At 71.7% G+C, this 14,325-nt stretch carries 12 protein-coding genes; all 12 read right to left on the bottom strand.

Annotation, left to right across the window (positions count from 1 at the left end; all coding sequences use genetic code 11):
- Positions 1 to 26: 26 nt before the first annotated feature.
- The gene (fmt, locus tag WFJ01_RS04280) at positions 27 to 977 is read right to left on the bottom strand and encodes a methionyl-tRNA formyltransferase (RefSeq protein WP_336628315.1); all 951 of its coding nucleotides are present in this window, start codon (positions 975 to 977) and stop codon (positions 27 to 29) included.
- 55 nt (positions 978 to 1,032) lie between these two features.
- A complete protein-coding gene (locus tag WFJ01_RS04275; RefSeq protein WP_336628314.1) occupies positions 1,033 to 3,048 on the bottom strand; it encodes a primosomal protein N' in 2,016 nt (671 codons plus the stop codon).
- 29 nt (positions 3,049 to 3,077) lie between these two features.
- Complete coding sequence (gene metK, locus WFJ01_RS04270) at positions 3,078 to 4,271, bottom strand: methionine adenosyltransferase (protein WP_336628313.1); 1,194 nt, start codon at positions 4,269 to 4,271, stop codon at positions 3,078 to 3,080.
- A gap of 145 nt (positions 4,272 to 4,416) precedes the next feature.
- Positions 4,417 to 4,671: a DNA-directed RNA polymerase subunit omega gene (rpoZ, locus tag WFJ01_RS04265; protein WP_251439735.1), complete on the bottom strand. Its 255-nt coding sequence runs from the start codon at positions 4,669 to 4,671 to the stop codon at positions 4,417 to 4,419.
- A 94-nt stretch (positions 4,672 to 4,765) separates the two neighbouring features.
- Positions 4,766 to 5,680: a guanylate kinase gene (gene gmk / locus WFJ01_RS04260; RefSeq protein WP_251439733.1), complete on the bottom strand. Its 915-nt coding sequence runs from the start codon at positions 5,678 to 5,680 to the stop codon at positions 4,766 to 4,768.
- Entirely contained in the window at positions 5,673 to 6,515 is an 843-nt protein-coding gene (gene pyrF, locus WFJ01_RS04255; RefSeq protein ID WP_336628312.1) for an orotidine-5'-phosphate decarboxylase, read from the bottom strand. Before pyrF ends, gmk begins: the two co-directional genes overlap by 8 nt.
- Positions 6,512 to 9,799, bottom strand: a complete 3,288-nt coding sequence (gene carB / locus WFJ01_RS04250) for a carbamoyl-phosphate synthase large subunit (protein ID WP_336628311.1) — start codon at positions 9,797 to 9,799, stop codon at positions 6,512 to 6,514. Before carB ends, pyrF begins: the two co-directional genes overlap by 4 nt.
- The gene (gene carA, locus WFJ01_RS04245) at positions 9,799 to 10,950 is read right to left on the bottom strand and encodes a glutamine-hydrolyzing carbamoyl-phosphate synthase small subunit (RefSeq protein WP_336628310.1); all 1,152 of its coding nucleotides are present in this window, start codon (positions 10,948 to 10,950) and stop codon (positions 9,799 to 9,801) included. The genes carB and carA overlap by 1 nt, the downstream gene beginning before the upstream one ends.
- On the bottom strand, positions 10,947 to 11,486 hold the full coding sequence (locus tag WFJ01_RS04240; protein ID WP_251439720.1) for a PH-like domain-containing protein: 540 nt from the start codon (positions 11,484 to 11,486) through the stop codon (positions 10,947 to 10,949). Before WFJ01_RS04240 ends, carA begins: the two co-directional genes overlap by 4 nt.
- Positions 11,483 to 12,784 carry a dihydroorotase gene (locus WFJ01_RS04235; protein ID WP_336628309.1) on the bottom strand — a complete coding sequence of 434 codons (1,302 nt, stop codon included), beginning with the start codon at positions 12,782 to 12,784 and terminating at the stop codon, positions 11,483 to 11,485. Before WFJ01_RS04235 ends, WFJ01_RS04240 begins: the two co-directional genes overlap by 4 nt.
- Positions 12,781 to 13,785, bottom strand: coding sequence for an aspartate carbamoyltransferase catalytic subunit (locus WFJ01_RS04230; RefSeq protein WP_251439716.1), 1,005 nt, complete (start codon positions 13,783 to 13,785; stop codon positions 12,781 to 12,783). Before WFJ01_RS04230 ends, WFJ01_RS04235 begins: the two co-directional genes overlap by 4 nt.
- Positions 13,782 to 14,321 carry a bifunctional pyr operon transcriptional regulator/uracil phosphoribosyltransferase PyrR gene (pyrR, locus tag WFJ01_RS04225; protein ID WP_251439710.1) on the bottom strand — a complete coding sequence of 180 codons (540 nt, stop codon included), beginning with the start codon at positions 14,319 to 14,321 and terminating at the stop codon, positions 13,782 to 13,784. Before pyrR ends, WFJ01_RS04230 begins: the two co-directional genes overlap by 4 nt.
- Positions 14,322 to 14,325 lie beyond the last annotated feature (4 nt).

The following is a 14,325-nucleotide window of genomic DNA, read 5'->3' as shown; positions in this document are numbered from 1 at the left end:
CCGGCGGTCCTGCCGCCCCTGCGCACTCACCGCTGCACGCCCTGTGCATCGCCGGCGCCGAGTCGCACCGCGGCGCCCTCGGCGGTGCGCAGTCCCCGGAACCAGTCGGCGGCGGCCATCGCGGCCTTGCCCGCGGGCTGCACGCGCGTGAGCAGCAGCGGCTGGGTGCCCGTGCCGACGAGCACCCCGTCGCGGACGCCGCGCAGCTCGCCCGGGGCCAGTGGATCCGTCTCGCCCGTCCTCGCGAGCTCGCGCACCTTGAGTGGCGTGCCCTCGAACGTGGTGTGCGCCCCCGGCTCGTTGGTGACGCCGCGGTAGCGCGCGTACACCGCGTCCGCCGACGCGGCCCAGTCCAGCAGGCCGTCCTCGAGGGTGAGCTTCGCAGCGTGCGTGGGCTCGCCCTGCTGGGCCGTCGGGCGGGCGGTGCCGTCGGCGATGGCCGCGACGGCGTCGGCCATGAGCGCGGCGCCGTCGGCGGCGAGCGAAGCGAGCGCGTCGTCCGCCGTGGCATCGTCGGCGACCGGGTAGACCCGCATCGCGTGCACGTCGCCGGCGTCCAGCGCCGGCACGAGCTGGAACACGGTCGCCCCCAGCTCGGAGTCGCCGGCGATGAGCGCCCGCTGGACGGGCGCTGCCCCCCGCCACGCCGGGAGGAGGGAGAAGTGCAGGTTGATCCAGCCGTGCTCCGGTGCGCTCAGCAGCGGCTCGCGCACGAGTCCGCCGTAGGCGACGATGACGCCGAGCTCAGGCCGCAGCGCGGCGATCCTCCCGGTCGCCTCCTCGTCCAGTCGGGCGGCCCTGATCACCGGGATCCCGAGCGCGTCCGCCTCCTGGGCGACCGGCGACGGCGTGAGGATCCGTTTGCGTCCCAGGGGCGCATCGGGGCGGGTCACCACCGCGACGATCTCGTGCTCGGCCGCGAGGCGACGGAGGGTGGGCACGGCGGCCGCCGGGGTTCCGGCGAAGACGAGACGCATGGGGGTCCTTCGAAGGTGCTTCGGATGTGCGGGACGACCGGGTCGTCCGGGTGGATCAGAGGTCGGGTTCGGTGACGTCGAGCCTCACCGAGAGCGTAGTCCGTGCGGTTCTGCCGCGCCCCCGCCGTCGCCCCATCGCCTCCGCGACCACGGCGGCCCGGAGCGCGGCGGCCACACGAGCGCCCTCCGCGTAGGGGAAGCGCACGAGCGCGCGCTCCCTGCCGTCCTCGTCGCCATCGATGGGCACGGGGCCGAGCACCGCGTCCGGCGGGAGTTGCAGCGCTGCGAGGTCGTCGAGGGCGCGCCGGACGCCCGCGCCGGTGCCCTCGATCTGAGCGACGCGCACCGAGGGCGGCATGCGCAGCGGCGCGCGCTCGGCGAGCTCGGCGCGCGCGTAGGCGGGCTGGGTCCATGTGGCGAGGGCGCGCGCGACTGCGCCGTCGACGCCGACGAGGTGGATCGGCGCGCCGGGCGCGGCGAGAGCGGCCGCGTTGGACCACCAGCGCAGGCAGGACTCGCCGATGCGCAACTCCGGCGCCTGCAGCATGCGGGATCCGTCGAGCAGCACCACCGCGCGGTATCCCCCGTCGGCGCGCGGCTCGGCCCCGCGCGTGGCGACGACCAGAGCCGGTTTCGCATCGACGCGCTCGACCGGATGGCTGCCGTCCGCCACGATCACCCGGATGCCGGGGAACGCCCGTCCGAGCTCCTCGGCGGTGCGCTCGCTCCCGGAGGCGGCGAGACGTACGGTGTCGCCTCCGCACGATCCGCAGGCCCAGAGGCGTGCTGCACGTCCGCACCAGCCGCACACCGGGGTCGCCCCGCGGTGCGCGGCGCCGAGCGGCCCTCCGCAGGCTCGGCAGCGCGCGGGCGCGCGGCACGAGGCGCACACGAGCGTCGGCGAGAACCCGGGCCGGGCGACCTGCAGCAGCACGGGCCCCGTCGCGGCGGCCTCCCGCGCGGTGAGGAAGGCCCGGGACGGCAAGCGCTGCCCGCGCCGGTCCAGATCCTCGGGGGAATCCAGCACCACGCGCGGAAGCCGCCGTCGGGCGGCCGTGATCGAGCGGATCCAGCCCGTCTCTACCAGGCGCTCCACATCCGTGGTGCGGGTGTGACCGGCGAACAGCAGAGCGGAGCCCTCCTGCTCCTGCCGGAGCAGCGCGACATCGCGGGCGTGGACCCCGGGCGCGAGCGGCTCGGCGAGCAGGCTGTCACCGTCGTCCCAGAGCGCCACGAGCCCCGCCCGGACGGGCGCGTAGGCGGCGGAGCGGTTGCCCACGACGATGCAGGGAGTGTCCTCGAGCGTGCGCAGATAGGCCCGGTAGCGGTCAGGATTGGCCTGACGGGAGTCCAGCCGTGCGACCGGAGCGCCGGGCGCCAGCACCTCGAGCGCGGCGAGGAGCTGATCGAGGTCGCGATAGTCGGGTACGACGAGGATCGCGGAGGCACCGCCGGCCAGCGTGCGCGCGGCGGCGGCGGCGAGCAGTCGGGTCCACTCGGGCAAGCCGTCGGAGCCCGGCTGCGGGATCGCCTCAACCGCGAGCCGCGCGGAATCCGCGAGCGCCTCGGCGAGCCCGGAGTACTGCGCGATCACCTCGTCGGCCGCTCCGAGTGCGCTCCCCTGCGCGTCCTGTGCGTCGGCCGCGTCGTCGGATCCGGCTTCCGCGGCGCCCGGATCCTCATCGCGTCCCCCCTGCTCCTCCCCGCCGGCGGCGAGCCACGCCTTCTCGACCCGGACCTGACGCTTGGGCACGATCAGCCGGAGCACGTCCGAGGCGCCGCCGGCCGCACGATCCGCGACCCGGCGGGCGAGGGCATGCAGCCGCTCCGGCAGCACCCTGGCGCGTGACACCACCGCGTCGAGCTCGGCGAGGGCTCGGGCGTCGTCGTCCTCCGTGGCGAGTTCGACCAGATAGGCGTCGATGACCCGGCCTGCGGAGCGCAGCGGCACCCGCACGCGGACCCCGGGCAGGGCGTCCGCGAGGAGCTCGTCCGGGATGGCGTAGTCGAACAGCCGGTCGAGCTGCGGGACCGGCGAGTCCAGCAGGACGCGGGCGATCGGCCGGGGCACGGGCGGGCTCTGCGGGAGGACGGGATCGATCAGAGACCGGCGGCGCGGCGCAGATCCTCGGCGCGGGTGGTCTGCTCCCAGGTGAAGTCCGGCAGCTCGCGGCCGAAGTGCCCGTACGCGGCCGTGGCGGCGTAGATCGGACGCAGCAGGTCGAGCTCCTCGATGATGGCCTGCGGGCGCAGGTCGAACACCGAGCGGATCGCGCGGGTGATCGTCTCGTCGTCGACCTTGCCCGTGCCGAACGTCTCGACGTACAGGCCGACGGGCTGCGCGACGCCGATCGCGTACGCGACCTGCACCTCCAGGCGCTCCGCGAGTCCTGCCGCGACGGCGTTCTTCGCGACCCAGCGCATGGCGTACGCACCCGAGCGGTCGACCTTGGACGGGTCCTTCCCGCTGAAGGCCCCACCGCCGTGGCGGGACGCGCCGCCGTAGGTGTCGATGATGATCTTGCGGCCGGTGAGTCCGGCATCGCCCTTCGGGCCGCCCGTGACGAACGGTCCCGCCGGGTTGATGTAGTGCGTGACGCCGTCGAGGTCGAGCCCGGTCGTGGCGAGCACCGGATCGATCACGTGCTCGCGGACGAGCGCCTTGAGCTCCTCCTGCGAGACCTCGGGGTTGTGCTGGGTCGACAGCACCACCGCATCCACCGTCTTCGGCGTGAAGCCGTCGTAGCCGAGGGTGACCTGGGTCTTGCCGTCGGGGCGCAGGAACGGCATCGTGCCGTCGCGGCGCACCTGGGTGAGACGCTCCGCGAGCCGGTGCGCGGTCCACGCGGCCATCGGCATGAGCTGAGGCGTCTCGGTCGTCGCGAACCCGAACATGATGCCCTGGTCGCCGGCCCCGAGCAGGTCGCGCGGATCGCGGGACCCGCCCTCACGGTGCTCCTGCGCCTGGTCCACGCCGCTCGCGATGTCGGCGGACTGCTCGCCCACCGAGACGCTCACGCCGCACGACGAGCCGTCGAAGCCCGTGTCGCTCGACGTGTAGCCGATGCCGTTCACCACGTCGCGCACGATCGTCGGGATGTCGACGTATCCCGAGGTGCGGATCTCCCCCGCGACGTGCACGAGACCCGTGGTGACGAGCGTCTCGACGGCGACGCGCGCTCCGGTGTCCACCGCGAGCAGTCCGTCGAGGATCGAGTCGGAGATCTGGTCGCAGATCTTGTCCGGGTGTCCTTCGGTGACGGACTCGGAGGTGAACAGACGCAGCGCGCTCATCGGTGCTCCCATGGTGTGCAGGGCGGGTGTGCGAGGCGGGTGGTCCCCGGGTGAGGGGCCGGACCCGACCTCAGTATGGACGGAGCCGCCGACATCCACGGACGGGATGACGGCGGCTCCCAGTCTGAAACCGCGCGGGCTCAGCTCACTCCGCGTGGCGGATGCGGAGCTTGTCCTCGTTGATCTCGTGCAGGGCGATCGTCAGCGGCTTGTCCTCGACCGAGGAGTCGACCAGCGGTCCCACGTTGTCGAAGAGGTTGCCCTCGTGCAGGTCGGAGTAGTAGTCGTTGATCTGACGGGCGCGCTTGGACGCGTAGATCACGAGCTCGTACTTCGACTCGACGCGGTCGAGCAGGTTGTCGATCGGCGGGTCGATGATGCCCTGGTTGTTTCCGGCCATGGTGGACCTCCTGAGTCTGGCGACGTGGCGTCGCGGAGAGGATTGCGGGGTGCTGCTCGGCCGGTTGCCGTGCCCTTCGGAGCCCGGCGACCCGTCAGCGCACAGAGTCTGAGGTCAATTCTACGACCTCGCGGGCGGCCGTGGCGACGTCCTCGTTCACGACCCGGTGGTCGAACTCGCTCTGCGAGGCCAGTTCGACCTTCGCCGTGCGCAGCCGGCGGGTCCTCTCCTCGGCATCCTCCGTGCCGCGGCCGACGAGCCGCTGGACCAGTTCGTCCCAGGAGGGCGGCAGCAGGAAGACGAGATTCGCAGAGGGGTCGGCGGCCCGGACCTGACGCGCGCCCTGGAGATCGATCTCGAGCAGCACGGTCTTGCCTTCGGCCAGCGCCGCCTCGATCGGCTTGCGCGGGGTGCCGTAGCGGAACTTGTTGTGGACGGTCGCGTGCTCGAGCAGCTCGCCCTCGGCGATCATCCGGTCGAACTCGGCGTCGTCGACGAAGAAGTAGTGCACGCCTTCCTGCTCCCCCGGGCGCGGCGCACGGGTCGTCGCCGACACGGAGAGGTGGATCTCGGGATGGTTCTCCCGGATGTGCGCCGCCACGGTGCCCTTGCCGACGGCGGTCGGTCCCGCGAGCACGAGCAGTCTGCTGCGGCCCTCGCGCGGGGCGGGGAGCGGGAACCGTCCGTCGACCCAGGTGCGCAGCGCCTGCTGCTGCCGGGTGCCGAGGCCGCCGAGGCGCTTGACCGGCGAGATCTGCAGGTCGGCGAGGATGCGGTCGCGCTTTCCTGCGCCGATCGCCGGCAGGGCGGTGAGGAAGTCCGGAACACGCAGCGATCCGGCGGTGGAATGCGGATCCGCCGCGGCGGCCGCGATCACGTCCTGCGGGGCGACCACGCGCATGGTCAGGTCGCGCTTCAGCGACGCCCGCGCGCGCCGGCGCTCGACCGCTCGGCGAGCAGCGGCGACGCGATCGACCTCGGGCACGACGCGCCCTGCCGGTTCAACCACCCATGACCTCCTGGTAGCGCGCGGCGCGCTCTTCGATCGTCGCTGCGATCCCGTCCGGACCAGCGGACAGGATGCTCCGGCTTTCGGAAGCCAGGACGTTACCTGCCAGCGTACCGAATCTCGCACGCAGATCCGCGGGTGTCGCGCCCTGCGCGCCGAATCCCGGGGCCAGCAGCGGCACCGTCCGCAGTGTGTCGTCGTCGAGCGCGAACGCCGACCGGTCGATCGTCGCTCCGACGACCAGCCCGACCGATCCGAGCGCCGTCCCCGCCACGTCCAGTGCCGTCACGTCGCGGGTGACGCGCAGCGCCACCGTCTCCCCCGGCACGTCGGTGCGCGCCTGCTGCACCGAGGCGCCGTCAGGGTTGCTGGTCGCGGCCAGGACGAACACGCCCTTGCCGACAGGAAGCGCCTGCGTGATCGCCTCGGCCAGGGAGCCACCGCCGAGGTACGGGCTGATCGTCAGCGCATCCGCTTCCAGCGGCGCTCCCGGCTCCAGCCAGGCCTGCGCATACCCGGCCATCGTGGTGCCGATGTCGCCCCGCTTGGCGTCCGCGATCGTCAGGAGTTCCGCGGAGCGGGCCGCCGCGAGCACGTCCTCCAGCGCGGCGAACCCGGCGGATCCGAACCTCTCGAAGAAGGCCACCTGCGGCTTGATCGCCGCGACCCGACCGGCGGCGGCGTCGACGACCGCGAGTCCGAAGGCGCGGACGCCCTCGGCGCTCTGCGGCAGCCCCCAGGAGTCCAGGAGCGCCGCGTGCGGGTCGATCCCGACGCACAGGGGGCCGTGGCGGTCGAGCGCGGAGCGCAGCCGGGAACCGAAGCCCTCGTTCACGCGCGGGCCAGACGGTCCTGGGCGTACTCCTGGAGGCTGCGCACCTCGAAGCCCTTGTCGGCGGCGTCCATCCCGCTCACCGCGGCGCCGAGCGTCGCGATGGTCGTGAACAGGGCCTTGTCCGCGGCGACCGCGGCCGCACGGATCTCGTACCCGTCGGCGCGCGCCGCGCCGCCGGACGGCGTGTTCACGATGATGTCGATCGCTCCCTGATCGATCAGGTCGACGATGTTCGTCTCCCCGTTCGTCTGGGTCTCGCTGTACTTCTCCACGACCGTCACCGGGATGCCGTTTCGCGAGAGGATCTCCGCGGTGCCCGTGGTCGCCACGATGGTGAAGCCGAGCTGGTGCAGCCGGTGCGCGGGCAGGATGACGGCGCGCTTGTCGGCGTCCGCGACCGAGATGAACACGGTGCCCGACGTCGGCGTGCCGCCGTAGGCCGCCGCCTGGCTCTTCGCGAAGGCGGTCGGGAAGTCGCGGTCGATGCCCATGACCTCCCCGGTGGAGCGCATCTCCGGGCCGAGCACGGAGTCGACGATACGACCGTCGGCGGTGCGGAACCGCTTGAACGGCAGCACGGCCTCCTTGACCGACACGGGCGATCCCAGCGGCACGCGGGATCCGTCCTCCTCGGGCAGCAGGCCCTCGCCCTTGAGCTGGGCGATCGTGGAGCCGGACAGGATGCGGCTCGCCGCCTTCGCGAGCGGGATGCCCAGCGCCTTCGAGACGAAGGGCACCGTGCGGCTCGCCCGCGGGTTGGCCTCGATGACGTAGAGGACTCCGGCGCTGATGGCGAACTGCACGTTCAGCAGTCCCCGCACGCCGACGCCCTCCGCGATCGCGAGGGTGGCCTCGCGCACGCGGTCGATGTCGGTGCGACCGAGCGAGACCGGAGGCAGGGTGCAGCTCGAGTCGCCGGAGTGGATGCCGGCCTCCTCGAGGTGCTCCATGACACCGCCGATGTAGAGCTCGATCCCGTCGTACAGCGCGTCCACGTCGATCTCGATCGCGTCGTCGAGGAAGCGGTCCACGAGCAGCGGCTTGCCCTCCTCGATGATGACCTCGTCCGCGGTGCGCACGAAGTAGTCGCGCAGCGCCGGGGTGTCGTAGACGATCTCCATGCCGCGGCCGCCGAGCACGAAGCTGGGGCGCACGAGCACCGGGTAGCCGATCTCCTCGGCGACAGCGACAGCGCCCTCCACGTCGATCGCGGTGCCGTTGCGCGGGGCCACGAGACCGGCGTCGTCGAGCAGACGGGAGAACAGCTCGCGCTCCTCGGCCAGGTCGATCGCCTCGGGGCTCGTGCCGAGCACGGTGTAGCCCGCGGCCTCGATCCCCTTCGCGAGGCCCAGCGGCGTCTGTCCGCCGAGCTGGCAGACGACCCCGAGGATCTGTCCCGACTGCGCCTCGGCGTGCAGCACCTCGAGCACGTCCTCGAGCGTGAGCGGCTCGAAGTAGAGGCGGTCGGAGGTGTCGTAGTCGGTCGAGACCGTCTCCGGGTTGCAGTTGACCATGACCGTCTCGAACCCGGCGTCGGACAGCGCGAAGGACGCGTGCACGCAGGAGTAGTCGAACTCCACGCCCTGTCCGATGCGGTTCGGACCCGACCCGATGATGACGACCTTCGTGCGGTCGGAGGGAGTGACCTCGGTCTCGCTGTCGTAGCTCGAGTAGTGGTACGGCGTGAGCGCCGGGAACTCGCCCGCGCACGTGTCGACCGTCTTGTAGACCGGGCGGATCCCCAGTCCGTGCCGCACTCCCCGGACCTCGGCCTCGGTGAGGCCGCGGAGCTCGGCGAACTGCGCATCGGAGAAGCCGTGGTCCTTGCCGAGCCGGATCGTGTCGGCGTCGAGCTCGGGTGCGGTGCGGATCTGCTCGGCGACCTCGTTGATGAGCACCATCTGGTCGATGAACCAGGGGTCGATCGCGGTCGCGTCGAAGGCCTGCTCGATCGTGGCGCCCTTGCGCAGCGCCTGCTGCAGCACGACGATCCGTCCGTCGGTCGGCGTCTTCGAGATCTCGAGGAGCTCCTCGACGCTGCGGTCCTCCTGACCCCAGTGGAACGAGGATCCGCGCTTCTCCAGCGACCGGAGCGCCTTCTGCAGCGCGGTCGTGTAGTTGCGCCCGATGGCCATGGCCTCGCCGACCGACTTCATGGTCGTGGTCAGGGTGGCGTCCGCCGCCGGGAACTTCTCGAACGCGAACCGCGGCGCCTTGACCACGACGTAGTCGAGCGTGGGCTCGAAGCTCGCCGGGGTGACACCCGTGATGTCGTTCGGGATCTCGTCGAGACGATAGCCGAGGGCGAGCTTCGCGGCGAGCTTGGCGATCGGGAAGCCGGTCGCCTTCGAGGCCAGCGCCGAGGAGCGGGACACGCGGGGATTCATCTCGATGACGATGACACGGCCGTTCTCCGGGTTCACGGCGAACTGGATGTTGCAGCCGCCGGTGTCGACGCCGACCGCGCGGATGATGTCGATGCCGATGTCGCGGAGGTTCTGGTACTCGCGGTCGGTGAGCGTGAGCGCCGGGGCGACCGTGATCGAGTCGCCGGTGTGCACGCCGACGGGGTCCACGTTCTCGATCGAGCAGACGACGACCGTGTTGTCGGCGGTGTCCCGCATGAGCTCGAGCTCGTACTCCTTCCAGCCGAGGATCGACTCCTCCAGGAGCACCTCGGTGGTGGGCGAGTCGTGCAGGCCGGCGCCGCCGATGCGGCGCAGATCCTGCTCGTCGTAGGCGAAGCCGGATCCGAGACCGCCCATCGTGAAGGACGGGCGCACGACCAGCGGATAGCCGAGCTTCTCGGCACCGGCCAGGAGCTCGTCCATCGTGTGGCAGATCACGGACGCGGCGACGTCGGCTCCGGCGTCCAGCACGAGCTGCTTGAAGATCTGGCGGTCCTCGCCCTTCTGGATGGCGTCGACCTTCGCGCCGATGAGCTCGACGTCGTACTTCTCCAGGATCCCCTGCTCGTGCAGCGCCATGGCGGCGTTGAGGGCGGTCTGGCCGCCGAGGGTCGGCAGGATCGCGTCCGGCTTCTCCTTGGCGATGATGGTCTCGATGACCTCGGGGGTGATCGGCTCGATGTAGGTCGCGTCCGCGAAGTCCGGGTCGGTCATGATCGTGGCCGGGTTGGAGTTCACGAGGATGACGCGGACGCCCTCCTCGCGGAGGACGCGGCACGCCTGGGTGCCGGAGTAGTCGAACTCGCAGGCCTGACCGATGACGATCGGGCCGGATCCGATGACGAGGACGGAGTGGATGTCGTCGCGCTTGGGCATTACTTGCTGTCCTTCTTTGCGAGGTGGGCGACGACGACGTCGCGGAAACGGTCGAAGAGGTAGTTGGCGTCGTGCGGGCCGGCCGCGGCCTCCGGGTGGTACTGCACCGAGAAGGCCGGGATGTCCAGGGCGCGGAGCCCTTCGACGACCTGGTCGTTGAGGCCGACGTGGCTGACCTCGACCTTGCCGTAGCCGTGCGGGCTGTCGAAGGATCCCTCGATGGGCGCCTCGACCGCAAAGCCGTGGTTGTGCGCGGTGATCTCGACCCGGCCCGTGGCCTTGTCGAGCACCGGCTGGTTGATGCCGCGGTGGCCGAACGTGAGCTTGTAGGTGCCGAGCCCCAGGGCGCGGCCGAACAGCTGGTTGCCGAAGCAGATCCCGAAGTACGGCACGCCCGCATCGAGGACCTCTCGGAGCACCGCGACCTGCGCGTCGGATGCGGACGGGTCTCCCGGCCCGTTCGAGTAGAACACCGCGACCGGCTCGATCGCGGCGATGTCGGCGAACGTGGAGGACTGCGGCAGCACGTGCACGTCGAACCCGCGGGCGGCGAGGTTGTCGAGCGTGGACTGCTTGACGCCGAGGTCGAGCACGGCGAGGTTGCCGATCCGCTCCCCCGTCGCCGGGGTCACCTCGGCCACGTCGACGGAGACCTGGGCGGACAGGTTCTGCCCGGCCATCTCCGGCGCCTCGGTCACGCGGCGCAGCTGCTCGTCGGCGTCCAGCGCGGCGTCCGCCCCGGAGAAGATGCCGCCGCGCATGGATCCGGCGGAGCGGATGTGGCGGGTCACCGCGCGGGTGTCGATGCCGCTGATGCCGACGATGCCGTCGCGCACCAGGGTGTCGTCGAGCGAGGCGTTCGCCCGCCAGTTCGACACGACGCGCGAGGGGTCGCGCACGATGTAGCCGGCGACCCAGATGCGACGGGACTCGGGGTCCTCGTCGTTCATGCCGGTGTTGCCGATGTGCGGGGCCGTCTGGAGGACGATCTGGCCGGCGTAGGACGGGTCGGTGAGGGTCTCCTGGTACCCGGACATGCCGGTCGCGAAGACGACCTCGCCCAGGGTCGTGCCGCGGGCGCCGTAGGCGCGCCCGACGTGACGCGTGCCGTCCTCGAGGACGAGCACGGCGGAATCGTGGGAAAGGGTCATGCGGATTCTCCTGTCTCGGAGGCAGCGTCGGGGCGCTGCGAGCTGATGAGTCGCTGGAGGTCGGCGAGGGCGGCGCCGGAGACGTCCGTGTTGCCGATGTCGCCGGTGATGCGGAGGTAGCTGTCGACGACGGTGCCGTCGTCCGTGCGCCAGGCGAGGCGGATGAGGCCGCCCGGCTCGACCACGCGATCGATCGTGACCGTCGCCCGGTCCGCGCCGATCATGCGCGCGGAGGCGAGGAACACCGTGGGCGATCCGTCCAGGCTCAGCGCGGCGCCGCGGTCGGTGATCGTGAGCTCGCCGCGGGCGCGGTAGACGAGCGGCCGGACGGCGAGCCGTTCGAGGGACTGGTCGTGCCTGGTCGTCGCCACGTAGAGCGTCTCGTACCGCGCCTGCACCTCGGCGTGCTCGGGAACGCCGAGCGGCGCCGTGAGTCCCGAGTCGCGGCGCAGCCGTGCGCGCCACGCCCAGACCCCGGCGAGGATGAGCAGCACGGCGACCCCGAGGACCACCGCGCCGGCGATCTGCTGGTTCACGAGCCGAGCTCCACCAGGACGCCGTCCTCCACCGTCGTGTACCCGCGGTGGACCGTCCAGCGCACCGAGCCCGGCAGCTCGCGGCCCAGATACGGGGAGTTCGTGCTCTGACCGTGCAGATCCGTCTCCGCGAACACGCCCTGCGCGTCCGCGTCGTAGAGCGTGAGCTCCGCCGGCTGCCCGACCTCGATCGGCGTGCCGTGGCCGGCGAGGGATCCGATCCGCGCCGGGGCGGAGCTCATGACGCGGGCGACGTCGGACCAGTCCAGCAGTCCCGTCTGGACCATGGCCTGGTGCACGACCCGCAGCGCGGACTCGAGACCGACCATGCCGTTCGCGGCCGCCTGCCACTCGCAGGCCTTCGCCTCGCTCGGGTGCGGCGCATGGTCGGTGGCGACGATGTCGATCGTGCCGTCGGCGAGGCCTTCGCGCACCGCGAGGACGTCCTCCTGGGTGCGCAGCGGCGGATTGACCTTGAACCGCGCGTCGTAGCCGCGGGCGAGCTCATCGGTCAGCAGCAGGTGGTGCGGGGTGACCTCGGCGGTGACCGCGACTCCGCGGTTCTTCGCCCAGCGGATGAGCTCGACCGAGCCCGCGGTCGACAGGTGGCAGACGTGCAGCCGGGATCCGACGTGCTCCGCGAGCAGGATGTCGCGGGCGATGATCGACTCCTCGGCGACCGCCGGCCACCCGGCGAGGCCGAGCTCGGCGGAGACGGCGCCCTCGTTGAGCTGCGCCCCCTCAGTGAGCCGCGGATCCTGGGCGTGCTGGGCGATCACTCCGTCGAACGCCTTCACGTACTCGAGTGCGCGGCGCATGATGAGCGGATCCCACACGCAGAAGCCGTCGTCGCTGAAGACGCGCACGTGGGCGCGGGAGGAGGCCATGGCGCCGAGCTCGGCGAGCCGCTCCCCCTTCTGCCCGACGGTGACGGCGCCGATCGGCTGAACCGTGGCGTAGCCCGCGGCCTCGCCGAGGGCGAGCTCCTGCTCGACGACGCCGGCCGAGTCGGCGACCGGGGACGTGTTCGGCATGGCGAACACGGCCGTGAATCCGCCGGCCGCGGCGGCGCGGGTGCCGGAGAGCACGGTCTCGCTGGCCTCGTAGCCGGGTTCGCGCAGGTGCGTGTGCAGGTCGACGAGGCCGGGCAGGGCGACCAGGCCGTCGGCGTCGATGACGCGCGCTCCGGCGGAGGAGACGCGGGAGCCGATCTCGGCGATGCGCCCGTCCCGGACGAGGACGTCCGCGGAATCGGTGCCGAGGATCTTGGCGCCTCGGAACAGCAGGCTCTCAGTCATCGGTCTCCTCGATTCATCTCGTTGTCCTCGGTCCTGGTCCCTGAGCCTGTCGAAGGGCCCGCCGGGGCTCCGGCCAGCAGCATGTACAGTGCGGCCATCCGCACCGAGACTCCGTTGGCGACCTGTTCGAGCACCGTCGAGCGCGCGGAATCGGCGGCCTCGGAGGAGATCTCCAGACCGCGGTTCATCGGGCCGGGGTGCATGACGATCGTATCGTCGGGAAGGAGACGCAGGCGGGCGGCGTCCAGGCCCCAGCGTCGCGTGTACTCGCGCTCGGAGGGGAAGAAGGCGGCATGCATGCGCTCGAGCTGGATCCGCAGCATCATGACCGCGTCCGGCTCCTCGGCCAGCGCCGTGTCGAGGTCGTACAGCACGCGCACGGGCCAGGAGCTCACATCCTGCGGGATGAGCGTGGGCGGCGTCACCAGGGTCACCTCCGCACCGAGCGTCGAGAGCAGCCAGACGTTCGACCGGGCGACGCGCGAATGCAGCACGTCGCCGACGATGACGACCCGGAGGCCGCTGAGGTCGCGTCCGCGGCTGTCCGCGCCGAACCGGCGCTTTCGGATCGTGTAGGCGTCGAGGAGGCCCTGGGTGGGGTGCTCGTGGGTCCCGTCGCCGGCGTTGACGACACCCGCGGAGATCCACCCGCTCGTGGCCAGGGTGCGCGGTGCTCCGGATGCCGGGTGGCGCACGACCACCGCGTCCGCGCCGATCGCCTGCAGGGTCTGCGCGGTGTCCTTGAGGCTCTCGCCCTTGGAGACGCTCGATCCCTTCGCGGCGAAGTTGATGACGTCCGCCGAGAGGCGCTTGGCCGCGGCCTCGAACGAGATGCGGGTGCGGGTCGAGTCCTCGAAGAAGAGGTTGACGACCGTCTTGCCGCGCAAGGTCGGCAGCTTCTTCACCTCGCGCGACTGCGTGTCCGCCATGTCCTCGGCGATGTCGAGGATCCGCAGGGCGTCCTCACGCGCCAGGGTGCGCGTGTCGAGCAGGTGCCTCATTCGTCCCCTCCCTCGATCGAGACGAACTCCTCGCCGTCGTCCTCGCGCAGGCGCACGTTCACCCGCTCGGTGCGGGACGAGGGGATGTTCTTGCCGACGAAGTCGGGACGGATCGGCAGCTCGCGGTGCCCGCGGTCGACCAGGATCGCGAGCCGGACCACGGCCGGGCGCCCGATCGACTGCAGCGCATCGAGCGCGGCGCGGATGCTGCGTCCGGAGAAGAGCACGTCGTCGACGAGCACGACGGTCTTGCCGTCGATCCCGCCGGCGGGGATGTCCGTCCGGTGCGGGGACCGGGTCGGATGCTTCGCGAGATCGTCGCGGAACAGCGTCACGTCGAGCGAGCCGACCGGGACGGCGGTCTGCGCGATCTCGGTGATCAGCAGCGCGAGGCGCTCGGCGAGCGGGACCCCGCGGGTCGGGATGCCCAGGAGGACCAGATCCTCCGCTCCTCGATTGGACTCGAGGATCTCATGGGCGATGCGCGTCAAGGCGCGCCTGATGTCGGCTTCCTGCAGCACGATGCGTGCGCTCATCCAC

The sequence above is a fragment of the Microbacterium sp. MMO-35 genome, from assembly GCF_037147555.1.
In the GTDB taxonomy this organism is placed as follows: Bacteria; Actinomycetota; Actinomycetes; order Actinomycetales; family Microbacteriaceae; genus Microbacterium.
This window is presented reverse-complemented; position numbering and strand designations above follow the sequence as displayed.

What these genes read in the sequence shown, in the direction of transcription:
- fmt (WP_336628315.1), bottom strand. Translation starts at nt 977, where the DNA reads ATGCGTCTCGTCTTCGCCGGAACCCCGGCGGCCGCCGTGCCCACCCTC.
- metK (WP_336628313.1), bottom strand. Translation starts at nt 4,271, where the DNA reads ATGAGCGCGCTGCGTCTGTTCACCTCCGAGTCCGTCACCGAAGGACAC.
- rpoZ (WP_251439735.1), bottom strand. Translation starts at nt 4,671, where the DNA reads ATGGCCGGAAACAACCAGGGCATCATCGACCCGCCGATCGACAACCTG.
- carB (WP_336628311.1), bottom strand. Translation starts at nt 9,799, where the DNA reads ATGCCCAAGCGCGACGACATCCACTCCGTCCTCGTCATCGGATCCGGC.
- carA (WP_336628310.1), bottom strand. Translation starts at nt 10,950, where the DNA reads ATGACCCTTTCCCACGATTCCGCCGTGCTCGTCCTCGAGGACGGCACG.
- WFJ01_RS04235 (WP_336628309.1), bottom strand. Translation starts at nt 12,784, where the DNA reads ATGACTGAGAGCCTGCTGTTCCGAGGCGCCAAGATCCTCGGCACCGAT.
- WFJ01_RS04230 (WP_251439716.1), bottom strand. Translation starts at nt 13,785, where the DNA reads ATGAGGCACCTGCTCGACACGCGCACCCTGGCGCGTGAGGACGCCCTG.
- pyrR (WP_251439710.1), bottom strand. Translation starts at nt 14,321, where the DNA reads ATGAGCGCACGCATCGTGCTGCAGGAAGCCGACATCAGGCGCGCCTTG.